Genomic DNA, 21,761 nt, shown 5'->3' on the forward strand with positions numbered 1-21,761 from the left:
GCACACCGGCGTCTCAGACGAGCGTGGTGATGCAGAACGGGTGCCCGGCCGGGTCCAGCAGCACCCGCCACCGCTCCCCGCCCGGCTGGAACTCCGGCTTCTCCGCGCCCAGTTCGAGCAGCCGCTTCTCCGCGGCGTCCAGGTCGTCCACGCCCAGCTCGATGTGGGCCTGCTTCTCCTGGGCCGGGTCCGGCCACGTGGGCCGGCGGTAGTCGGCGAGGCGGTTGAAGCCCAGGCCGGTAGAGCCCTCCTTGGCGAGGAAGACGAAGTCGTCGCTGGAGAAGGCGACGGACATGCCGAGCAACTCGCTGTAGAAGCGCGCCATTTCGGCCGGGTCGGCGCAGTCGAAGGTGACGGCGGCGAAGCGGAACGCGGGTGCGGACGAGGTCTCTGCGGTCATGGTCTCTGTGGTCATGGGGAGGACGGTAGGACATGACCAGGACAGTTCCGGTCCTGGTTGTCCCGGTGTCTGACAGACTTCCCGCCGTGCTCAGCTCTTCCGCCCGTCTTCTGCGCCTGCTGTCGCTGCTGTCGTCCCGCCCCTCCTGGACCTGCACGGAGCTGGCCGAGCGCATGGAGGTCACCGACCGCACGGTCCGCCGGGACATAGCGCGGCTCCGGGACCTCGGCTACTCGGTCGACTCGGAGGCGGGCCCCTGGGGCGGTTACCGCCTGCGCGCCGGATCCCGCGTGCCGCCGCTGATCCTGGACGACGAGGAAGCCCTCGCCGTGGCCGTCGGCCTGCGCGGTGCCGCGCTGAGCGGCGCGCTCGGCGGGGACCAGGCGGCCCTGTCGGCGCTGCTGAAGCTGCGGCAGGTCCTGCCCCGGCACATCGCGGACCGCCTCGGCGACCTGGACGACGCCTTCGTACGCCTCCCGGGGGCGGACGGCCCCCGGATGCGCCCCGGCCTGCTGCTGGAGCTGGCCGTCGCCTGCCGCGAAGGGCGCCGCGCCCGGCTGTCGTACACCGACGGGGAGGGCAGGAGCACGACCCGGGAGGTCGACCCGTACCGGCTCGTCCACACGGGCCGCCGCTGGTACTTCGTCGCACGGGACGTGGCCCGCGCCCAATGGCGCACCTTCCGCGCCGACCGGGTGGACCGCCTCCAGCCCACCGCCCACCCGGCGGACCTCACCGACGCACCGGATCCGGCCCGCCTGGTCTCCCGCAACATCGCGAACGGCCCCTACCTCCTGTCCGCGACCATCCGCCTCCCCCTCCCCATGAGCGAGGCGCTGCGGCTGGTCCCGCCCACGGTCGGCACCCACCGCCCCGACGGTCCCGACGCGACCGTCGTCGAGGTGGGCGGCCCCGACCCGGACGGCCTCGCCCGCTACCTCCTCACCCTGGGCACGCCCCTGCGCGTCCTCACCCCGGACGCCGTACGCCGGGCGCTCGCCCGACGCGCGCGGGAGCTGGCCGAGGAGAACATGAGGGATCTGGAGGCGCCCACCGGCTGACCGACCGCGGTCAGATGGCGTACGCCCCGCTGCTCGGCTTCCCGTGCTCCCGCGCGTACGGGGTGAGGGCCACGAGCCCGGCTCCCCGTACGGTGGTGTCCGGGCCCAGGTCGAAGGGACTGACGCCCAGCCGGCGTGCCAGCTCCGGCGCGAGGTAGGGGGCGAAGTCCGCCCGCTCCTCGTTCTCGTCGCCGTCAGCGGGCTCGTCGCCCACCGGCGTGACGCCTTCCTCGACGCAGGCGGCGCGCTCTTCCGGCAGGGGCGGGCCCAGCGTGTACCGCGCGTCGTCCTCGTCCCAGGAGCCGCGGCAGCGACGTACGACGCCGCCGTCCGCCGCGACGAGCCAGCCGGAACCGCCGCCCTGTTCGCCGAAGTAGTACGCCTGGGCCCGGCCGTAGCGGCGGCTCAGTTCGGTGACGACGCGCAGCACGTCCTCGGCGCGCTCCGGGTCGACGGGGTTGCACCAGGGGCCGAGGACCAGCGTCCAGCCGTCGACTTCCGGGGTGACGTAGACCCTGCCGTATTCGGCGCCGTCGTGGCTGTCGTGGGCGCCGACGCTGAGGCCCAGCGCGAACGTGGCCGGGCGCGCGTCGAAGAGTTCGAGCACGTCCACGATTCCCTGCTGATCGCCGCCGGGGACGGCGATCCAGGACGTGAAGCACGCGTCCAGAGGACGGGCCTGGTCGTGTGGCAGCTTGACGCGGATGAGCCGCGCGACGGCGGCGCGGTCGGCCGCCGACAGCGCCTCCTCGCCCCCGACGGCAGCGAGCACGGAGAGCGCGCGTGCGCGGAGCTGTCCTGGTCCGTGGGCGCGTATACGGCTCAGAGGTTCGACGACACCCGGGCCCAGCATGGTCAGGACCCACATCACCCGCTGGGCCACCTCTGGGTCCGGATCGGCGAGCAGCGGGATCAGTGCGTCGATCACGCGGTCGTAGTCCACGTCGGGGTTCGGCTCCCTGCCATAGGCCACCGAGCAGGCGGACTGGATGCCGAAGGCGGCGGACTGGCGTACGGACGCGGAAGGGTGACTCAGCGCTTCGAGATAGCGGTCGACCGTACCGAACCTCGAGAAGGCTCCGCTCAGGCGGCGCCGCGATTCCTCGTCCGGTGCGGCGGCGAGGGCGGCCAGCACCTCGTCGTAGGCGGCGGGCCCGATCCGTTTCGACAGCACCGTCTGTATCTCCCACGGCGGTACGGGTGATGCCGTGTCCGACAGCTCCGCGATCAGAAGGCGCACCACCAGCGGCCGAGCGCGGCCAGTCTCTCCCGAGCCGCTTGCTGCTGGCCGGGGTCGGCGAGCGACTTGACCACTTCCACCGCGGTCTGTTCCCAGACGCGGGGCTTCCAGGGGCTCACGACGGTGTCGGGGAGTGACAGCCCGATGAGCGAGCGTGGATTCTTCGCCACAGCGGTCCTACCAGATCCCGTGCTCTATTTCCTCGAGCGACAGGTTCCACTGCGACTCCTCTTCGGCGAACGGCGTGGGATCGAAGTCCCCGACCACTTGCCTGAAACGTTCGCTGAGTTCCGCAGGATCGACGTTGTTCTCGTGGTCGACTTCCAGCTTCCGGAACTCGATGAGGCTGAAGAGAAGCGATTCCACGTCGCGGTGCAGGAGAATGTAGGGCTCTTCGCTCTCCGGGAAGGCGTACACCTTCCCCGACCGTGGATCGAGAGCGATGAGTGAGGTGAAGAGGTATCCCAGAACCCACCATGTCCGGCTCTCCTCCGGGCAGGACAAGCCGTAGTGATCGAAGCGACTGCCGACGACGAGCGGGTCGAAGCCCGGCTCGTACGGGTCCTCCGGATCCTCTTTCGATGTGAAGACTTCCGAATGCGGCAGTCCTACGGAACTGAGGAGAGACAAGGTGCGCGAGTCGACGGATTCGCCGACCGTGAATTGTGGGTAATAGACCACGTTGGTCAGCCCGTAGGCGTCGATCAGGTCAGCGGGATCGGTGGTGATCACGTTCCGCGCTCCTCACCACATACCTTCCAGGACCTCGTCGAGAAGACGGTTCCACTCGGTCTCCTCCTCGGCGAGAGGAGTGGGGTCCATGGCGGTGACAGTCTGCCGGAACCGGTACGCGGACTCCTCCACCTGGTCCTCGTCCTCGGTGTAGGCGTCGATGAGCTTACGGAAGGCGCACAGTGTGAAGACGAACGACTCGACGTCGCGGTGGAGTAGCTGGCTCTCCACTTCACCCTCGGGGTAGACATGGACCGTTCCGGCCCTGGGGTCGAGGACGACCAAAGCCGTGACGAGGTAACCGAGTACCGGCCAATGGCGCCGCTCCGGCGGGCACGCCTGGCCCCGGCGATCGAACAGCGGGCCCAGTTCGTTGGGCGTGGGGAAGCCGCTCTCCGGTTCGGCGCGCGAGGCAAAGGTGCGGTCGGTGGGCAGGCCTACACTGGCGAGGAACTCGGCCGTTCCGGCGTCGAGTTCACTGTCGGCGTACTGCGGGTAGTAGTTGACGCCGTCCAGACCGAACAGGCGGATGACGTCTTCGCTGCGCACTGCGTGCTTCATGTCTGCCACGCTATCGTGCCTCACTTCTTGCCGTGGAGCCGCGCCAGGCCCTCCCTGTACGCCTTATGCTCCTTGCCCTGCGTTGAAGGATCGCTTTGGTCGTAGTTCGCCGCGTGCGTGACTTTCGCGTGCGGGAAGAACGCACTGAGCCACCGCTCACATCGAGGACTCTTCTGACATGGTGCTCTCTCTGTGAACACCTCCCGAAGCCCATTTGCGTTTCCCGTATGGAGGAGTGGGTGTCCGAGAGAGCGCTCGGAGTGAAATCCTCCACCGCTTCGGGTTATGAGGATCATTTCTCGGCCGCTTTGGGGATCTATGTACCGACCGGCCGCGTAGTTCTTACCCTGGTAGTAGTCGTGCGCCTTACGAGCCAGCTGTGTAGCCTGTGCCAGGTCACTTGAACGAGGGTCGACCTTCTGTGAGACGACTTTGCCGTCGTGGCCCGAGGGCGTCTGCCACCTCTCTCGTTCCGACGGTGTCTTCGGACGCCAGACCTGTCCGTTCGGAGCGATGTTTGCCAGATTCAGTCGGTCCTCGTGGTCGTGCCCGTGAGCCCCCTTGGCGGGTATCGTGCCGTCCGGCATCAGGCGGTCCACTGTGCCGTCTGCATTCAGGATGTACATCCTGGGGTTGCCGTGCTCGTCTCGCCCCTTGTGCGTCTCGATGCCTTTGAGCCGGTTGCCTATCTCGATGTCGTTGCCCCTGTGCAGCCGCGACACCGCCCGTGCGCGGTCCGGGACCGTTTCGGTGAGGTGCTTTCCGACTTTTACCAGTGCCTTTTCGCAGCCTTCCAAGGCCCCGTGGATCATCGAGTCGAAGGTCTGGGTGAAGGGGTCCTTGCCCCTGGTCCGGCCGAACAGGCCCTTGGCTCTGCCCAGCGGGGCGGCGCTGTTGGCGTGGAGTTCGCTGCCGTGGAAGGAGAGCTTGCCGGCTCCGCTCTCGAACTCCTCGTGGTCTATGTGGAGGTCGCCGTCCCCACCTGAACCGCCGGAAGCGGAGGCCAGTTCCATGCCACCGGTTCCGGGTCCCGCCGAGGCCAGCTTCATACCGCCGTGGCCGTGCCCGCCGTGCGCGCCACCGCCACCCGCTCCGCCACCGCCCCCGCCGGTCGGATCCGGGGGCAGGGAGAAAGCGTCCTCCGCCAGGTTCAGCACCGCGTCCTCGACCATCGCCTCCAGCTTGGCGTTGACCGGCTCGCTGACCTTGGCGATCAGCTCGTTGACGATCTGGTCGACGGCCTCGTCGATGATGCGTTTCACCAGCTGGCGCATGGCGGTGACCTCCGCCGCGCCGAGCACGGCCGACAGGCCCCCGGTGAAGAAGGCGGCGCCGATCGACAGGCCCACCGAGCCGGCCATGACGGCGAGTTCGGCCTCTGCCTTCGTCTTCATGCCGAAGATGACGTCCGCGACCACGTCGAGGGCGTCGGCGAACAAACGGGCCAGTTCCGGGATCTTGTCCAGGTGGCCGGCCTTGACCTGGTTCCAGTGGGTCTGCATCGAGTGGACGGCCCAGCCCCTGGACGAGGCGAGGATCTGCTCCACCGTCCTGTGCGCGTCCGCGCCGTGACCCTCGAACTTGTCGGCGAACTCCCACATGGCGGTGGCCATGTGGCGGTAGTCGTCCTCGTCGACGTTCGGGAAGTGGATGCCTATGTAGTCGAGGACCTGGTCCAGCCAGCCCGGAATCGTGTAGCCCATCCCCCGTGACGCCCCCTCGTCCTCCGATCATCGTATGAGCCCAAAAACCGTAGCGGATGAGGGGAGTTGGAGAGCAAGGGTGGCGCCGCCCTCTATGGCATGACTGTGACAACGCAGCCATGGGGCGGTTCTCACGCCGGCGGCAGGTGCACCAGCACCAGGTGATGTTGTGCGTCCGCGACCGCTCGCCCTCACGCAGCGCGCAGGCAGGTCAGTGTCTCGTCCGTGCCGATCAGCAGATGTCCGGCCCTGGTCAGCGCCAGCGAGTGCACCGGGGCGCCGGACCAGAAGGTGCGGACCTGGCCGCTCTCCTCCAGGAGCTCGTGTTCCACCAGGCCGTCCGCCCAGGCGACCGCCAGCACCGGGCCGGCGTCCGTGGACGTCGCGGCGAGCGCCGTCACCGGGCACGGCCGGGACCGGACAGGGGTGGCGAGCGGCTCGGTGCCGGGGCTCCACGCCCGTACCGTGCCGTCGTGACCGCCGCTGTAGATCAGGGGGACGCCCGGCGCGCCGTCGGACGCCTCCAGGCGCAGGGCTGCCACGGCCGCCACCTCGCCCCTGTGCAGCTCCGCCGTCACCGGGCCTGGCTCACCCTCGGTGTCCGGGAAAGCGTGCACCCGGCCCGTCGCGTCGCCCACCGTCAGCAGGCCCTCCGTGTACGCCAACGCCACCGCCGGGCCGTCCAGTCGGGTCCGTGCCGCCTCCGTCAGCCGTTCCAGCGGTGTCGGACCGTCCTCCAGCAGTGCCGCCAGGCCCGTCGCCCTGGGCGCCGCCGGAGTGCGCCTGGTGCGCAGCCGGCCCTCCGCGTCCAGGACCAGGACGTCACCCTCGGGTACGGCGGCCACCGCGCGGACCCCCGTCACGGGCTCCGGCAGCCGGCCGGCCGGTGTCGCGTCCGCCTCGTCCAGCAGGCGGACCGTGCCCTGGTGGTCGGCCGCGACCAGCTTGCCGGCGAGATGCCCGCGGCCCGACGACAGTGCGCGTGCCGGTCCCGGCCACGGCGGACGGATGTCGCCGCGCACCCTGCGCCAGACCACCTGCCACGCGGCGCCCCCGGTCAGCGCGGCGAGCGCTTCCGGCAGCCTCGGGTCGGCGTCGTCGCCCAGCGCCGACAGCAGGACGACGGCACGGTCCGCCGGGGTCTGGTCGCGGGTCAGGGAGGCCCCCGCCCGCAGCCATGCCGTGCGCAGGCCTCCGTGCGGGTCGGCGGAGCGCTCGTAGGCGACGGCCACCTCCCAGGGGTCCGCGGCGCAGACCGCCGCCGGGTCGTCCAGGTGGACGGCAGCGGTGCGGGGTTCGGGTGCCGGGTCATGGTGGGCGGCGGGCCGGGCGGCCGCCCACGCCGCGTACCGCTCCGGATCCGTCCACTGCGGCTGGTCGAGGTCCATCACCGCCGAGGGAATCGCCGTGAGGGTTCCGGCGCGGTCGCTGCGCACCTCCACCAGCAGCCGTAGCTGCGGCAACTCCAGCAGCGCGAGGGCGAGTTCCGTCACCGCCCCGGCGTCCGCCGCCGCGTGCAGTTCCGGCAGCGCGATGACCGTACGGCGCTCGTCGGCGGCCAGTGCCTCGACCAGCTCACCCGGGGTGCGGGCCACCACGTGCAGCTGCTCGGCCAGGGTCCAGGCGGCGGTGCGGGCGGTCTGGCCGGCCAGGGGGACGAAGCCGTGGATCCGGCGTTCCGGCCGCGTCCCCTCCCGCGTGCCGTGCCCGATCAGCCAGGCCAGCAGGGTCGACTTGCCGCATCCCGCGCTTCCGGTGACGACACACAGGCGGGGGGCCTGCGGATCGGCCAGCCAGGACAGCAGCGCGGCAGCGGCCGGTTCGCGGCCCGCCGCCGGGCGGGACCACTTCGGTGCCTCGGTCACCGGCGGCCCGCCTGCTTCGCCGCGTACGTGATCAACTCCTTGAGTCCCTCTTCACGGGAGTCCGCCGTGTCGCCGTAGTCGAAGCTGTGCGTGAACTCCGCGTGCGGGAAGGTGGCTTGCAGCCAGACCGCGCAGTAGTGGCCCGGCATCATGCACGGCTCCAGCTCGCAGTAGACACGCCGGACCTGCTCCGGGGCCACCCCTTGCGCGTGCAGGCGCCGCCAGACCAGTTCCTCGGGGTGCGGGCGGCCCGGCCCGGTCGCGTCGGTGACGATCTGCTTGGCGCCGGACGCGTCGACGTACTCGAAGGCCGAGGAGAACGGGAAGTTGAGGGTGTGCCGCACGTCGTCCAGCACCCTCGGCCACCAGCTCTCGCGGTCCTCGAACGCGGCGGCGTCGATCCGCCGCAGCTCGGCGTTGAGTTCGCGGAACGCGGCCGCCGCCACCGGCAGACCGGTCGACGCGGCGATCACCGGCATACGGCGGTCCAGGGCGGCCAGCGAGGCGTTGAACGCCCGCACGTCCGAGCTGACGAACAGGTCGTCCTCGCCGAGCCCCAGGAACACCGCCTGCACCGCGCCGTCCGGACGCACGCACAGATGGGCCAGCGGATCGCTGCCGATCCGCAGCCAGTTCTCCCGCCCGTCGCGGGGCGCGGGCAGCCCCTGGTGCCGGGCGGTGAGCCCCAGGGTCGGGTCGTCGGTGTCACCCGCCGCCGTGAAGTACGGCTGCACGTGCAGCGGAACCCCGGTCTCGGCCAGCTCCGCGCGGCTCGCCTCGGGCAGCTGGACGCCGTGGGAGGCCGGCACCGTGAACCGGCGCATGCCGTCCGCACCGAAATGGGCTGTGGACGGGTCGGGGACTCGCTCGGACATCGGGCTCCCTCAGAGTCTGCGCGGACGGGCCTGCACAGACTCTAAGGGCTGCACGTCACAGGGGTCACAGCTTCTCGGGCGTCCTGATGCCCAGCAGCGCCATCCCCTGGTGCAGGGTGCGGGCCGTGACGTCGCACAGGAAGAGACGGTTCTCGACCTGGGCCGGCGTCTCGGCCTTCAGCACCGGGCACTTGTCGTAGAACGACGTGTACAGCGACGCCAGCTGGTACAGGTACGCGGCCAGCTTGTGCGGGGCGTACTCCGCCGCCGCCTCCGTGACCGTCTCCGCGAAGGCGTCCACGTGCAGGCCGAGGGCGCGCTCGGCGTCCGCCAGCGCCAGCTCCGGGTGCGCGGCCGGGCGGGTCTCGCCGGCCTTGCGCAGGATGGACCGGATACGGGCGTACGCGTACTGGAGGTACACGCTCGTGTCGCCGTTCAGCGAGACCATCTGGTCCAGGTCGAACTTGTAGTCCCGGTTCGCCGACGTCGACAGGTCCGCGTACTTCACCGCGCCGATGCCCACCTGGGCGCCCCGCTCGGCGATCTCCTCCTCGGACAGGTCCTGGGCCTTCTCGCGGACCACGGCCGAGGCGCGCTCGATCGCCTCGTCGAGGAGGTCCACCAGCCGGACCGTCTCGCCCTCACGCGTCTTGAACGGCTTGCCGTCCTTGCCGAGGACCGTGCCGAACGCCAGCTGGTGCGCCTTGACGTCCTCGTTCAGCCAGCCGGCCCGGCGGGCGGTCTCGAAGACCATCTTGAAGTGCAGCGCCTGGCGGGCGTCCACCACGTACAGCAGCGTGTTCGCCTTCAGGTTGAAGACGCGGTCGCGGATCGCCGACAGGTCGGTGGCCGCGTAGCCGTAGCCGCCGTCCGACTTCTGGACGATCAGCGGGACCGGGTTGCCGTCCGGGCCCTTGATGTCGTCGAAGAACACGCACAGGGCGCCCTCGCTGCGGACCGCGACGCCGGACTCCTCCAGCAGCCGGCAGGTCTCCGCCAGCATGTCGTTGTACCCCGACTCGCCGACGATGTCAGGGTCCCGGATCTCCATGTCCAGCTTCTCGAAGACGGAGAAGAAGTAGATCTTCGACTCGTCCACGAACTTCTGCCACATGGCCAGCGTGTGCGGGTCACCGGCCTGCAGGTCCACCACCCGGCGCCGGGCGCGCGTCTTGAACTCCTCGTCCGCGTCGAACTTCTTCCGCGCCGCCTTGTAGAGGCGGTCCAGGTTCGACATCGCCTCCTCGCCGGTGACCCGGGCGTCCTTGTGGTCCAGCTCGTGCGGGTGCTCGTCCAGGTACTGGATGAGCATGCCGAACTGGGTGCCCCAGTCGCCGATGTGGTGCCGGCGGATCACGTTCTCACCGGTGAACTCCAGCAGCTGGACCACCGAGTCGCCGATCACCGCCGACCGCAGATGGCCGACGTGCATCTCCTTCGCCACGTTCGGCTGCGCGTAGTCGATCACCGTCGTGCCCGGCTCGGGGGCGGCCGGCACGCCGAGGCGGCCCGACTCGTCCGCGTACCGCGCGGCCAGGTTCCCGGTGATCGCCCGGTCCGCGATCGTGATGTTCAGGAAGCCGGGGCCGGAGACCTCGACGTCCTTGATCAGCTCCTCGCCCGTCACCACATGGGAGACGACCTGCGCCGCCAGCTCCCGCGGGTTCGCCTTCGCCTTCTTGGCCAGCGCCAGGATGCCGTTGGCCTGGAAGTCGGCCCGGTCGCTTCGTCGCAGCAGCGGGTCCGCGCCGGCGGCCTCGGGCAGGGTGGCCGAGAGGGCGGACGCGAGGTGCTGCTGGACGCTGTCGCTGAGGGACGTGACCGAGGCCATAGGAAGGGGTGCCGTTCTCCTCGTGGGATGGATAGACCCACTCAGTATCCCATGGCAGGTAAAGCCGTTTTCGTCGTCGCATCCCGGTCTGTGAGAATGGAGTCGCACCCGGATCAGACGGAGTGCCGCCCCGTTCAGAAAGAAGGACGTGCCGATCGTGGCTCAGAGCACCGAGACCACCGACTGGGTCTCCCGTTTCGCGGATGAGGTCATCGAGGAGTCGGAGCGCCGGGCCCCGGGCAAACCGGTCGTCGTCGCGTCCGGACTCTCCCCGTCCGGCCCCATCCACCTGGGCAACCTCCGCGAGGTCATGACCCCGCACCTCGTCGCCGACGAGATCCGCCGCCGCGGACTCCAGGTCCGGCACCTGATCTCCTGGGACGACTACGACCGCTACCGCAAGGTCCCGGCCGGCGTCGACGGCATCGACGAGACCTGGGCCGAGCACATCGGCAAGCCGCTGACCTCGGTTCCCGCGCCGCGCGGTTCGCAGTACCCGAACTGGGCGGAACACTTCAAGGCCGCGATGATCGCCTCGCTGGCCGAGCTGGGCGTCGAGTTCGACGGCATCAGCCAGACCGCCCAGTACACCTCCGGCGCCTACCGCGAGCAGATCCTGCACGCCATGAAGCACCGGAACGACATCGACGCGATCCTCGCCCAGTACCGCACCAAGAAGGCACCCAAGAAGCAGCAGCAGAAGCCCGTCGACGAGGCCGAGCTGGAGGCCGAGGAGGGCTCCGGCGCGGCCGGCGAGGACGACGGCTCCTCCGGCTCCGCCGGCTACTTCCCGTACAAGCCGTACTGCGGCAACTGCGAGAAGGACCTGACGACCGTCACCTCCTACGACGACGACTCCACCGAGCTGTCCTACACCTGCACCGCCTGCGGGTTCGCCGAGACCGTCCGGCTCAGCGAGTTCAACCGCGGCAAGCTGGTCTGGAAGGTCGACTGGCCGATGCGCTGGGCGTACGAGGGCGTCATCTTCGAGCCGAGCGGCGTCGACCACTCCTCGCCGGGCTCCTCCTTCCAGGTCGGCGGGCAGATCGTGCCGATCTTCGGCGGCAAGCAGCCCATCGGGCCCATGTACGCCTTCGTCGGCATCAGCGGCATGGCGAAGATGTCGTCGTCCCGCGGCGGTGTCCCCACCCCGGCCGACGCGCTGAAGATCATGGAGCCGCAGCTCATCCGCTGGCTCTACGCCCGCCGCAAGCCCAACCAGTCCTTCAAGATCGCCTTCGACCAGGAGATCCAGCGGCTGTACGACGAGTGGGACAAGCTCGCCGCCAAGGTCGCCGACGGCTCCGCACTGCCCGGCGACGTCGCCGCCTACACCCGTGCGGTCGGCACCGCCGGCGGCGAGCTGCCCAAGACGCCGCGCCCGCTGCCGTACCGCACCCTCGCCTCCGTCGCCGACATCACCGCCGGACACGAGGACCAGGCCCTGCGCATCCTCTCCGAGCTGGACCCGGAGCAGCCCCTCGCCTCCCTGGACGAGGCCCGGCCCCGCTACGACAAGGCCGAGGCGTGGATCAACACCCACGTCCCCGCCGACCAGCGCACCATCGTCCGCGACGAACCCGACGTGGAACTGCTGAAGTCCCTCGGCGAGGCCTCCCAGCAGTCCGTACGGCTCCTCCTCGACGGCCTCGCCGACCACTGGTCCCTCGACGGACTGACCCACCTCGTCTACGGCGTCCCCAAGGTCCAGGCCGGCTTCTCCGCCGACGCCACCCCGAAGGAGCTGCCGCCGGAGATCAAGACCGCCCAGCGGTCCTTCTTCGCCCTGCTCTACCACCTGCTCGTCGGCCGCGACACCGGCCCCCGGCTGCCCACCCTGCTGCTGGCGGTCGGACAGGAACGGGTCCGCAAGCTGCTCGGCGAGTAAGAGCCCCGTAGGAAACGGCGTAAGAAAAAGAGGGGGCCCTCCGCAGGGAGGGCCCCTTTCCTCTTCCACGTCCTCGCGCCGCTAGGCGATGTGGTTCTCCTCCAGCTCCGCGTTGAAGCGGTTGGTGAAACGCTTGACCATGCGGTCCGCGTCACGCGGCGCGAGCGTCTGCCCGTACGTCGCCTCCACCGCCTCGCTGAACTGGTGCGGCGTCGGGAAACTGCCGTCGATCGACTTCCGGAAGACCTGGTAGTAGTCGTCCTCCGTCGGATCCGGCTCCGGCGTGCCCCCGCCCTCGCCCAGCTCGCGGGTGCGGTTCGGGCCGACCGGAATCGGGAAACTGCCCGTCTCCTCCGCAGAGGGCTGCTGGAACTGCTCCGCCGGCTGCTCCTCGTACCACTCCTCGTACTGCTCCTCCGGAGCGTACTGGGGCTCCTGCATCATCGGGTCGTACGTCGGGTCGTAGCCCCCGTGGTACTCCACCTCGCGCGGTGCCTGGAACCACGGGCTCGCCTCGTCCACCGCAACGTCCTCCGGCTGCCCGGCGTACTGGACCGGCAGCTGCGGACGCCGCTCCCCGGCGGACACCGGCCGCTGCTGGGCGGGCACCGCGGCACCGCCCGGCGCCACCGCCGGTATCAGACTCGGCTCGATACCCGCCGCGGCCAGACCCGCCGCGGCCGTCTCCGCCAGCGGAACGCCGTACCGCGCCAGCCGCAGCGGCATCAGCGACTCCACCGGAGCCTTCCTGCGCCACGCACGGCCGAACCGGGACCGCAGCCTCGCCTGGTACACCAGACGCTCCTGCTCCAGCTTGATCACCTGGTCGTACGACCGCAGCTCCCACAGCTTCATGCGCCGCCACAGAAGGAACGTCGGCACCGGCGACAGCAGCCACCGGGTCAGCCGCACCCCCTCCATGTGCTTGTCCGCCGTGATGTCGGCGATCCGGCCGATCGCGTGCCGCGCCGCCTCCACCGACACCACGAACAGCACCGGGATCACCGCGTGCATGCCCACACCCAGCGGATCCGGCCAGGCCGCGGCGCCGTTGAACGCGATCGTCGCCGCCGTCAGCAGCCACGCCGTCTGCCGCAGCAGCGGGAAGGGGATACGGATCCAGGTCAGGAGCAGGTCCAGGGCGAGCAGCACGCAGATACCCGCGTCGATGCCCACCGGGAACACATACGAGAAGTTCCCGAAGCCCTTCTTGAGGGCCAGCGCACGGACGGCCGCGTACGAGCCGGCGAAACCGATACCGGCGATGATCAAGGCGCCGGACACGACCACGCCGATGAGAACGCGGTGCATCCGAGTCAGCTGCAGTGGCGCGGCCACGCGTACTCCCCTCCCCTTGCCTGTTGTTGCGCGCAACAGGGTGGCACACGCCTACGGCGGACGTCGTACCGGTCAGAGCTTCGAAACCCGCTCAGCTCTTCTTCGCCGCCGACTTGGACGGAGAAGCGCTGGAAGAGGCCGACTTGCCGGGAGACGGCGACTTCGACGCGGACTGCGACGGCGACTTGGAAGGAGACGACGACGCCGGCGAACCCGCGCCACCCGACGACGACACGCCGTTGGCGGACGACACCGCGCCGACCGCCTCCTTGACCGCGGCCTGCGCCGCCTTCGCCAGACCGTCCGCGTCCGGCGTCTTCTCACCCGCCAGACCCGCGCCGTTGTAGTCGAGCGTGACCACCACGTTCTCCACCCGCGCGACCACCGTCTGCTGCCTGAACAGGCCTTCCTTCTTCTTCAGGTCGTAGCGCACGGCCGTCGCCTCCGCGCCCGTACCCGACAGGGGCGTCTGCTTGCTGTTCTGCGCGCCGTCCACCACCGACGCGTCCTTCACCTGCCGGACGAAGTAGGCGTGCGCCTGCGCGTCACCGGAACCGCGCGTGCTGTCCGAGTCGAAGCGCAGCAGCGACACGTTCAGCCAGCGGAACTGCGAACCCTTCACCCCGTTGTTGTCCAGGCTGCTCCACGAACACGACGCACGCGACGACGGATCGTCCGAAGTGCCCTTCTTGCCCGACGTGTCCTTCGGTACCAGATCCGTCAGCGTCTTCTTCGACAGCACCGCGCACGCGTCCGGCAGCTTCTTGTACGCCGCCGCCTGCACCGTCGGCGACGCACTCGCCGACGGCCCCGCGCTCCCGCCCGCGGACTGCTGCACACCGGTGTCCGACCCCTTCGCCTTGGAGTCACCGGAGTCCGACGAACAGGCGGCGGTGATCAGCACCGCCGGCACGGCTGCCGCGCAGACAAGAACACGGCTCAGGCGCTTCCCACGCGTCTGTCGGGCACGGTCGTCTCGCTGGGCTGCTCGCTGCATGGTTCCTTCACTCATGACGCTCGGTGGTCGTGCGGGTTCCTGCGGGGCCCCACGGTACGCGGTGAAGGAGCTGTGCGGTTTCCGTTCGGGCGCTTTGCGCGCACCCCGGCGAGCGGCCCCGCGAGCCGTCAACCACCCAGCGCGTCATCCAGATGCGAGGCCAGATTCCGGGCCCTGTCCTGCATTTCCTTGCTGTCCGGGACCGACCCGAGCGCCGTCGGCTGCTCCTCGTACACGAGGGTGACGACGACGTTGGACGTGCGGAACACCACAGTCACCGTCCGCTGTTCGGCCGTCGAACCGGCCGGACTGAGCTGGTCGTCGATATACGCCTCGTCACCGAGGTCCGACAGCACCCGCGGCAGCAGATCGGCCGCGGAGGCGCCGGAAGAGGGCGAGCCCGAGGGGGAACCGGAAGGCGATCCGGAGGGCGAGGGGCCGCCACCGGACGACGCCGACGAGCCGGGCCCCGGCGTACCCGACCCGGTCGCTCCGCTCGCCGGTGAACTGCTGCCCGGCGCAGGCAGATCGGCGGCGGCCTCCTTCTCCTCGAACAGCTTCTTCGCCTGGTCGTCGTCGCTGACCGAGTTGTCGTACGACACCACGCGCTCGAGGTCGACCGACAGGCGGTCCGTGACGTCCGCGGACTCCACCTTCCACCGGCAGCCGACCTTGCGATCGGTGTCGTACGTGAGCGCGGCCTCCCCCTGGTAGGCCTTGTCCCGCTGCACGGGGTCCGTGATCTGCTTGATGCCGGGCAGCATCGAGTCGAGCGTGTCGTGACCGACCGCGCCGCAGGGCTCGGGAAGCGTGCGGTACTTGCCGGGCTGAGCGGCGACGGTGGCCGTGCCCGCGTCACCCGGATTGGAGTCGTCCGACGAACCGTCGCTCCCCGAGCCGCTCGAGCAGCCGGCCAGCAGCGCCGCGAGGAGGGCTGCGGTGCCGGTCACATAGGCCTTCCGCTGCACGGTCGGGCTCCTCTCGGGTGTGCGATCGCTCGGTGCTCCAGTGTCCCCGCCGGTTATTCGCTTGCCGCGGCGGGGCGCCCCCTGGAGACAATGTGTATCGCACGCGCTGCCGTGGCCGCCGGTCCCTTGTCCTTTTTCACCGGCGTAAGCGCCCCTTTTCCGCTTCGCCGCCTATAAGCCTTGCCTAAACCTTTGTTGTCGTTTTCGGGGGAATGAGGAACGTATGTCGTACGTCGAGATGCCGGGCGCGAAGGTCCCCATCCGGATGTGGACCGACCCCGCGACGGTCGAGGACGTGGCCCTGCGCCAGCTCCAGAACGTCGCCACCCTGCCCTGGATCAAGGGCCTCGCCGTGATGCCGGACGTGCACTACGGCAAGGGCGCGACGGTCGGTTCCGTCATCGCCATGCAGGGCGCGGTGTGCCCGGCGGCGGTCGGGGTGGACATCGGCTGCGGAATGTCCGCCGTGAAGACGTCCCTGACCGCCAACGACCTGCCGGGCGACCTGTCGCGACTCCGGTCGAAGATCGAGCAGGCGATTCCGGTGGGACGGGGGATGCACGACGATCCCGTGGACCCGGGGGACTTCCACGGACTGCCGACCGCCGGGTGGGAGGACTTCTGGGGGCGGTTCGAGGGGGTCGCGGAAGCGGTCAAATTCCGTCAGGAACGCGCCTCAAAGCAGATCGGAACACTCGGAAGCGGTAACCACTTCATCGAGATCTGCACGGACACGACCGGTTCTGTATGGCTCATGCTGCACTCCGGATCGCGCAACATCGGCAAGGAGCTGGCGGAGCACCACATCGGCGTGGCCCAGAAGCTCCCGCACAACCAGGGCCTGGTAGACCGGGATCTGGCGGTATTCGTGGCGGACACCCCGCAGATGGCGGCCTACCGCAACGACCTGTTCTGGGCGCAGGAGTACGCCAGGTACAACCGCACGCTGATGATGGCGCTTCTGAAGGACGTCGTCCGCAAGGAGTTCAAGAAGGCGAAGCCCGCTTTCGAGCCGGAGATCTCCTGCCACCACAATTACGTCTCACAGGAGCGGTACGACGGCATGGACCTGCTCGTGACCCGTAAGGGCGCGATCCGGGCCGGCTCGGGTGAGTACGGGATCATCCCGGGCTCCATGGGCACGGGGTCGTACATCGTGAAGGGCCTCGGGAACGAGAAGTCCTTCAACTCCGCGTCGCACGGCGCGGGTCGGCGGATGAGCCGTAACGCGGCCAAGCGCCGGTTCTCGACCAAGGATCTGGAGGAGCAGACCCGGGGCGTGGAGTGCCGCAAGGACTCCGGCGTCGTGGACGAGATCCCTGGCGCCTACAAGTCGATCGACCAGGTCATCGACCAGCAGCGGGACCTGGTGGAGGTCGTGGCGAAGCTGAAGCAGGTCGTGTGCGTGAAGGGTTAGGCGCGATGAGGGGCGTGGCGCACGTGCGCCACGCCCCTCGGCGTGCTCAGCGGGTCACTTCGCGTGGCGGACCGCGTAGATCATCACAAAAGCCACGATGTGGATGCCGAAGAGGAAGTACCACAGGAAATACCAGACCTTGCGTTCGTCCTTGGTTTCCTGGGCCAGGCGGGCCTGTTCCAGGGGGTCGGGGGGCCGGGGGGCGGGGTCGGGTGTCACGGTTCCCGGTGGACCTTCGTGTTGGACGCCTGGGCGCGGGGGCGGAGGACGAGGAGGTCGACGTTGACGTGGCTGGGGCGGGTGACCGCCCAGGCGATGGTCTCGGCGACGTCGTCCGCCGTGAGGGGGTCGGGCACGCCCTCGTAGACCTTGGCGGCCTTCGCCTCGTCGCCGGCGAAGCGGGTCAGCGCGAACTCCTCCGTCTTGACCATGCCGGGGGCGATCTCGATGACGCGGACCGGCTGGCCGACGATCTCCAGGCGGAGGGTCTCGGCGAGGACGTGGGCGCCGTGCTTGGCGGCGACATAGCCCGCGCCGCCCTCGTAGGTGCCGTGGCCGGCGGTGGAGGAGACGACCACGACCACGCCGTCGCCGCTCGCCACGAGTTTCGGCAGCAGGGCCTGGGTGACGTTCAGGGTGCCGATGACGTTGGTCTCGTACATCGTGCGCCAGTCCGCCGGGTCGCCGGTGGCCACGGGGTCCGCGCCGAGCGCGCCGCCCGCGTTGTTGACCAGGACGGCGATGGTCTGGAAGGCCGTGGCGAACTCGTCCACCGCCGCGCGGTCGGTGACGTCGAGCTGGTAGGCGACCGCCGAGTGGCCCGCCGTGGTCAGTTCCTCGGCCAGGGCCTCGATGCGGTCCTTGCGGCGGGCGGTGAGGACGACGCGGTAGCCGGCCCGGGCGAGCTGCCGGGCGGTGGCGGCGCCGATGCCGCTGCTCGCACCGGTGACGACGGCGATGCGGGAGGCGGGGGCCATGGGCAGCTCCTGGCGTTCGGTGTGGCCTACGGTTTCGTCCAGCCTAGGTGAGGCTCAGGAGCCGCTCCGCGGGGCCCACATGATCACGGCCATGCCGGCGAGGCAGATCAGCGCCCCGGTGACGTCCCAGCGGTCGGGCCGGTAGCCGTCGGCGAGCGCGCCCCACAGCAGTGAGCCGGCCACGAAGACGCCGCCGTACGCGGCCAGGACACGGCCGAAGTGCGCGTCCGGCTGGAAGGTGGCGACGAAGCCGTACGCGCCGAGGGTCAGGATCCCGCCGGTGATCCACAGCCAGCCGCGGTGTTCGCGCACGCCCTGCCAGACCAGCCAGGCGCCGCCGATCTCGAGGACGGCGGCGAGGACGAACAGGGCGGCGGAGCGGAGGATCGGCATGGGCGGCAGCTTGGCACGCGGGGCCCGCGCGGACGGCGCCCGGGGTGTGGCGCGGCGCCGTCTCAGTCCGGGTTCTGCGTGTCGTAGCGCTCGCGGGCCGCTCGTACGTCCTCGAAGTGGGTCTCGGCCCAGTCCTTCACGGCGGTCAGCAGGCCGGCGAGGCTGGTGCCGAGGGGGGTGAGGGCGTAGTCGACGCGGACCGGGACGGCGGGGGTGACGGTGCGGCTGATGATGCCGTCGCGTTCGAGGGTGCGCAGGGTCTGGGTGAGCATCTTGGGGCTGACGCCGGCGATCGTGCGGCTGAGGTCGCTGTAGCGCCGGGAGCCGCCGGAGAGGGCGGCGATGACCAGGCTGACCCACTTGTCGCTGAGCCGGCCGAGGAGCTGGTGGGAGGGGCACTCGCGGAGGAAGGCGTCGTAGTCGGCGCGGGCCTGTTCGCGGCGCTGGGCCGCGGTCATGGTCGCCATGGTTTCTTCCCTCCGGGACAGCTAGGCACTCTCAGGTAACTACTTTCTGATCGATAGTAGCTCTCCTACGGTGGGTGATGTGGCCGGAACGCGGTCGCGAAGCCGTCAATCGCCTTGCGGACAGGGAGAGTTGTCATGCGTGCTGCTGTGGTGCGGTCGTTCGGCGGGCCGGAGCAGGTGGAGGTCGTGGACGTCGCGGTGCCGGAGCCGGGGCCGGGACAGGTGCGGATCAAGGTGGCCGCGGGTGCGCTGAACCCGGTGGACGCGGCCGTGCGCGCCGGCGCCTTCGGCGGGGCCGGGAAGACCCTGGGCCTCGGCTGGGACGCGGCCGGCACGGTGGACGCGGCCGGGGTGGCCGCCGCCTGGAGCGCCGGTGATCCGGTGGTGGCGCTGACGCCGAGCGCGGGCGTGCCGCTGGGGGCGCACGCCGAGTACGTCGTCGTGGACGCGGACGCCGTGGCCGCGGCGCCCGCCTCGGTGGACGCCGTGCACGCGGGCACCCTGCCGCTGAACGGGCTGACCGCCGCCCAGGCCCTGGACCTGCTGGATCTGGCGGCGGGCGACCGGCTGCTGGTGACCGGCGCCGCGGGGGCCGTCGGCGGGTTCGCGGTGCAGCTGGCCGCGCACCGGGGGATCGAGGTGACCGGGCACGCCCGTGCGGGCGACGAGGAGCTGGTGCGTTCGATGGGGGCCGCGCGCTTCACGGCGGACGGGGTGGAGCCGGGGAGCGTGGACGGGGTGCTGGACGCGGCCGTGCTGGGTGCGCCGGCGCTCGCGTGGGTGCGGGACGGGGGCGCGTTCGTCGCGGTCCGGGACGGGGCGCTGCCCGAGGCCGAGCGGGGGGTGCGGACGGCGAACGTGTGGGTGCGGCCCGACGGCGCGCGGCTGGCTGAGCTGGTCCGGTTGGTGGACGAGGGCGTGCTGACGCTGCGGGTGGCGGAGACGTACGCGCTCGAGGACGCGGCCAAGGCGCATGCGCGGCTCGCGGCGGGCGGGCTGCGGGGGCGGCTGGTGATCGTGCCCTGAGCGGTCCGGAATATCCGGGGGTGGGGGGCTGTTCGGCGGGTATAGTTGAACAGTCAACAACCTGGAGGGTGAGCGACCATGCAGTTCGGGATCTTCACGGTCGGCGACGTCACGCCGGACCCCACCACGGGGCGTACGCCGACCGAGCGCGAGCGGATCAAGGCCATGGTCGCCATCGCGCTGCACGCCGAGGAGGCCGGCCTGGACGTCTTCGCCACCGGCGAGCACCACAACCCGCCGTTCGTGCCGTCGTCGCCGACGACCATGCTCGGCTACGTGGCGGCCCGGACGAAGAAGCTGATCCTGTCCACCTCCACCACCCTGATCACCACCAACGACCCGGTGAAGATCGCCGAGGACTACGCGATGCTCCAGCACCTGGCCGACGGACGCGTCGACCTGATGATGGGCCGCGGCAACACGGGGCCGGTCTACCCCTGGTTCGGCCAGGACATCCGGCAGGGCATCAACCTCGCCATCGAGAACTACGCCCTGCTGCGCCGGCTGTGGCGCGAGGACGTCGTGGACTGGGAGGGGAAGTTCCGCACCCCGCTGCAGGGCTTCACCTCCACTCCGCGCCCGCTGGACGGCGTACCGCCGTTCGTCTGGCACGGCTCCATCCGCTCGCCGGAGATCGCCGAGCAGGCGGCCTACTACGGCGACGGCTTCTTCCACAACAACATCTTCTGGCCGGCCGACCACACCCGGCGGATGGTCGAGCTGTACCGGAACCGGTACGCCCACTACGGCCACGGCACGCCGGAGCAGGCGATCGTCGGCCTCGGCGGCCAGGTGTTCATGCGCCGCAGGTCGCAGGACGCCGTGCGCGAGTTCCGGCCGTACTTCGACAACGCGCCGGTGTACGGCCACGGGCCCTCCCTGGAGGACTTCACCGCCCAGACCCCGCTGACCGTCGGCACCCCCGAGCAGGTCATCGAGAAGACGCTGTCCTTCCGCGAGTACGCCGGCGACTACCAGCGCCAGCTGTTCCTGGTGGACCACGCCGGGCTGCCGCTGAAGACCGTGCTGGAGCAGATCGACATGCTCGGCGAGGAGGTCGTGCCCGTGCTGCGCAAGGAGTTCGCGAACGGCCGTCCCGCCGGCGTGCCCGAGGCGCCGACCCACGCCTCGCTGCTCGCCGCGGCGCGGAAGAAGGACGCTGAGACGGGCGCCGTCGAGACGGGTGGCGCCCAGACGGGTGGCGCCCGGACGGGTGGCGCCGAGAAGGAGGCGGTCGTATGAAGCGGGAAGGGAGCCGTCGCATGAAGCTCGTCGTCGTCTCGGCGGGGCTGAGCGTGCCCTCCTCCACCCGGCTGCTCGGCGACCGGCTGGCCACCGCGGCGGCTCGGCAGGCCGACGCGGACGTCGAGGTGATCGAGCTGCGCGACCTCGCCGTGGAGATCGCCCACAACCTCACCAACGGCTTCCCCGGCAAGGCGCTCGCCACCGCGCAGGACGCGGTGGCGTCGGCTGACGGGCTGATCGTCGTGACCCCGGTGTTCTCCGCCTCGTACAGCGGGCTCTTCAAGTCGTTCTTCGACGTGCTCGACAAGGACGCGCTGACGGGCAAGCCGGTGCTGATCGCGGCCACCGGCGGCACGGCCCGGCACTCCCTGGTGCTGGAGCACGCCCTGCGGCCGCTGTTCGCCTACCTGCGGGCCGTCGTCGTGCCGACGGGCGTGTACGCCGCGTCCGAGGACTGGGGCGGGGAAGGACTCGCCGGGCGGATCGAACGGGCGGCCGGGGAGCTGGCCGCGCTGATGGCGGGGCTGTCGGCAGGCGCGTCCGGCGCGGCGGGCGTCTCAGGCGAGCCCGCGGATGCCTCGGGCGGGCTCGTGGCCGGTGGCTCCGGCGCGCTCGTGGCCGGTGTCCCGGGTGCGTCCGGAGCGGCGGACGCTCCAGGTGGCTTCGACGTCGTGCCCTTCGAGGAGCAGCTGGCCAGACTCGCCGCCTCCGGTGACTGAGGGGGCGGTGGGCGGGCGCGGTGACGGTGAGAAGACGGTAGACCCGGGGGCCGGGTTG

General features: G+C 70.5%; 22 protein-coding genes. 6 read left to right on the plus strand and 16 right to left on the minus strand.

The window, feature by feature from the left end:
* Window positions 1-13: 13 nt before the first annotated feature.
* Complete coding sequence (locus ACGFZN_RS33000; protein ID WP_393862243.1) at window positions 14-400, minus strand: VOC family protein; 387 nt, start codon at window positions 398-400, stop codon at window positions 14-16.
* 86 nt (window positions 401-486) lie between these two features.
* Here ACGFZN_RS33000 and ACGFZN_RS33005 point away from each other — a divergent pair, with 86 nt between their 5' ends.
* On the plus strand, window positions 487-1,461 hold the full coding sequence (locus ACGFZN_RS33005; protein WP_393862135.1) for a helix-turn-helix transcriptional regulator: 975 nt from the start codon (window positions 487-489) through the stop codon (window positions 1,459-1,461).
* Between the two features lie 10 nt (window positions 1,462-1,471).
* Here the strand turns inward: ACGFZN_RS33005 and ACGFZN_RS33010 are convergent, their stop codons facing one another.
* The 8 genes from ACGFZN_RS33010 to argS all read right to left on the minus strand — a co-directional run bounded on the left by ACGFZN_RS33010 (window position 1,472) and on the right by argS (window position 10,268).
* Window positions 1,472-2,635 (minus strand): HEAT repeat domain-containing protein, encoded by a 1,164-nt coding sequence (locus ACGFZN_RS33010; RefSeq protein ID WP_393862136.1) that lies wholly within the window; start codon window positions 2,633-2,635, stop codon window positions 1,472-1,474.
* Window positions 2,636-2,688: 53 nt separating this feature from the next.
* A complete protein-coding gene (locus ACGFZN_RS33015) occupies window positions 2,689-2,871 on the minus strand; it encodes a hypothetical protein (protein WP_393862137.1) in 183 nt (60 codons plus the stop codon).
* 7 nt (window positions 2,872-2,878) lie between these two features.
* Entirely contained in the window at window positions 2,879-3,433 is a 555-nt protein-coding gene (locus tag ACGFZN_RS33020) for an SUKH-4 family immunity protein (RefSeq protein WP_393862138.1), read from the minus strand.
* A 12-nt stretch (window positions 3,434-3,445) separates the two neighbouring features.
* A complete protein-coding gene (locus ACGFZN_RS33025; RefSeq protein ID WP_393862139.1) occupies window positions 3,446-3,994 on the minus strand; it encodes an SUKH-4 family immunity protein in 549 nt (182 codons plus the stop codon).
* A 20-nt stretch (window positions 3,995-4,014) separates the two neighbouring features.
* Window positions 4,015-5,697, minus strand: a complete 1,683-nt coding sequence (locus tag ACGFZN_RS33030; protein ID WP_393862140.1) for a nucleic acid/nucleotide deaminase domain-containing protein — start codon at window positions 5,695-5,697, stop codon at window positions 4,015-4,017.
* Between the two features lie 191 nt (window positions 5,698-5,888).
* On the minus strand, window positions 5,889-7,562 hold the full coding sequence (locus ACGFZN_RS33035) for a hypothetical protein (protein WP_393862141.1): 1,674 nt from the start codon (window positions 7,560-7,562) through the stop codon (window positions 5,889-5,891).
* A complete protein-coding gene (locus ACGFZN_RS33040; RefSeq protein ID WP_393862142.1) occupies window positions 7,559-8,437 on the minus strand; it encodes a nucleic acid/nucleotide deaminase domain-containing protein in 879 nt (292 codons plus the stop codon). The genes ACGFZN_RS33035 and ACGFZN_RS33040 overlap by 4 nt, the downstream gene beginning before the upstream one ends.
* A gap of 64 nt (window positions 8,438-8,501) precedes the next feature.
* On the minus strand, window positions 8,502-10,268 hold the full coding sequence (argS, locus tag ACGFZN_RS33045) for an arginine--tRNA ligase (RefSeq protein ID WP_393862143.1): 1,767 nt from the start codon (window positions 10,266-10,268) through the stop codon (window positions 8,502-8,504).
* 148 nt (window positions 10,269-10,416) lie between these two features.
* On the opposite strand from argS, the gene lysS reads away from it, so the two are divergent.
* Complete coding sequence (gene lysS, locus ACGFZN_RS33050) at window positions 10,417-12,156, plus strand: lysine--tRNA ligase (RefSeq protein WP_393862144.1); 1,740 nt, start codon at window positions 10,417-10,419, stop codon at window positions 12,154-12,156.
* A gap of 81 nt (window positions 12,157-12,237) precedes the next feature.
* Here the strand turns inward: lysS and ACGFZN_RS33055 are convergent, their stop codons facing one another.
* The 3 genes from ACGFZN_RS33055 to ACGFZN_RS33065 form a co-directional block, all read right to left on the minus strand.
* Entirely contained in the window at window positions 12,238-13,467 is a 1,230-nt protein-coding gene (locus ACGFZN_RS33055) for a DUF2637 domain-containing protein (RefSeq protein ID WP_393862244.1), read from the minus strand.
* A gap of 118 nt (window positions 13,468-13,585) precedes the next feature.
* The gene (locus ACGFZN_RS33060; protein ID WP_393862245.1) at window positions 13,586-14,491 is read right to left on the minus strand and encodes a DUF3558 domain-containing protein; all 906 of its coding nucleotides are present in this window, start codon (window positions 14,489-14,491) and stop codon (window positions 13,586-13,588) included.
* Between the two features lie 128 nt (window positions 14,492-14,619).
* Entirely contained in the window at window positions 14,620-15,459 is an 840-nt protein-coding gene (locus tag ACGFZN_RS33065) for a DUF3558 domain-containing protein (RefSeq protein WP_393862145.1), read from the minus strand.
* Window positions 15,460-15,682: 223 nt separating this feature from the next.
* Between ACGFZN_RS33065 and ACGFZN_RS33070 the strand changes: the two genes are divergently transcribed.
* Entirely contained in the window at window positions 15,683-16,876 is a 1,194-nt protein-coding gene (locus tag ACGFZN_RS33070) for an RtcB family protein (protein ID WP_393862146.1), read from the plus strand.
* A 54-nt stretch (window positions 16,877-16,930) separates the two neighbouring features.
* Here the strand turns inward: ACGFZN_RS33070 and ACGFZN_RS33075 are convergent, their stop codons facing one another.
* From ACGFZN_RS33075 to ACGFZN_RS33090, 4 genes are all read right to left on the minus strand, one after another.
* The gene (locus tag ACGFZN_RS33075) at window positions 16,931-17,095 is read right to left on the minus strand and encodes a hypothetical protein (protein WP_393862147.1); all 165 of its coding nucleotides are present in this window, start codon (window positions 17,093-17,095) and stop codon (window positions 16,931-16,933) included.
* Window positions 17,092-17,853, minus strand: coding sequence for an SDR family NAD(P)-dependent oxidoreductase (locus ACGFZN_RS33080; RefSeq protein ID WP_393862148.1), 762 nt, complete (start codon window positions 17,851-17,853; stop codon window positions 17,092-17,094). The genes ACGFZN_RS33075 and ACGFZN_RS33080 overlap by 4 nt, the downstream gene beginning before the upstream one ends.
* Window positions 17,854-17,907: 54 nt before the next feature.
* Window positions 17,908-18,246 (minus strand): YnfA family protein, encoded by a 339-nt coding sequence (locus ACGFZN_RS33085; RefSeq protein ID WP_393862149.1) that lies wholly within the window; start codon window positions 18,244-18,246, stop codon window positions 17,908-17,910.
* 62 nt (window positions 18,247-18,308) lie between these two features.
* Window positions 18,309-18,713, minus strand: a complete 405-nt coding sequence (locus ACGFZN_RS33090; protein WP_393862150.1) for a winged helix-turn-helix transcriptional regulator — start codon at window positions 18,711-18,713, stop codon at window positions 18,309-18,311.
* A gap of 135 nt (window positions 18,714-18,848) precedes the next feature.
* Here ACGFZN_RS33090 and ACGFZN_RS33095 point away from each other — a divergent pair, with 135 nt between their 5' ends.
* The 3 genes from ACGFZN_RS33095 (at window position 18,849) to ACGFZN_RS33105 (ending at window position 21,703) form a co-directional block, all read left to right on the plus strand.
* The gene (locus ACGFZN_RS33095) at window positions 18,849-19,739 is read left to right on the plus strand and encodes an NADP-dependent oxidoreductase (RefSeq protein ID WP_393862151.1); all 891 of its coding nucleotides are present in this window, start codon (window positions 18,849-18,851) and stop codon (window positions 19,737-19,739) included.
* A gap of 78 nt (window positions 19,740-19,817) precedes the next feature.
* Window positions 19,818-20,981, plus strand: a complete 1,164-nt coding sequence (locus ACGFZN_RS33100; protein WP_393862152.1) for an LLM class flavin-dependent oxidoreductase — start codon at window positions 19,818-19,820, stop codon at window positions 20,979-20,981.
* A gap of 20 nt (window positions 20,982-21,001) precedes the next feature.
* On the plus strand, window positions 21,002-21,703 hold the full coding sequence (locus ACGFZN_RS33105) for an FMN reductase (RefSeq protein WP_393862153.1): 702 nt from the start codon (window positions 21,002-21,004) through the stop codon (window positions 21,701-21,703).
* Window positions 21,704-21,761 lie beyond the last annotated feature (58 nt).

The sequence above is a fragment of the Streptomyces sp. NPDC048192 genome (genome assembly GCF_043202415.1).
Taxonomy (GTDB): Bacteria; Actinomycetota; Actinomycetes; order Streptomycetales; family Streptomycetaceae; genus Streptomyces.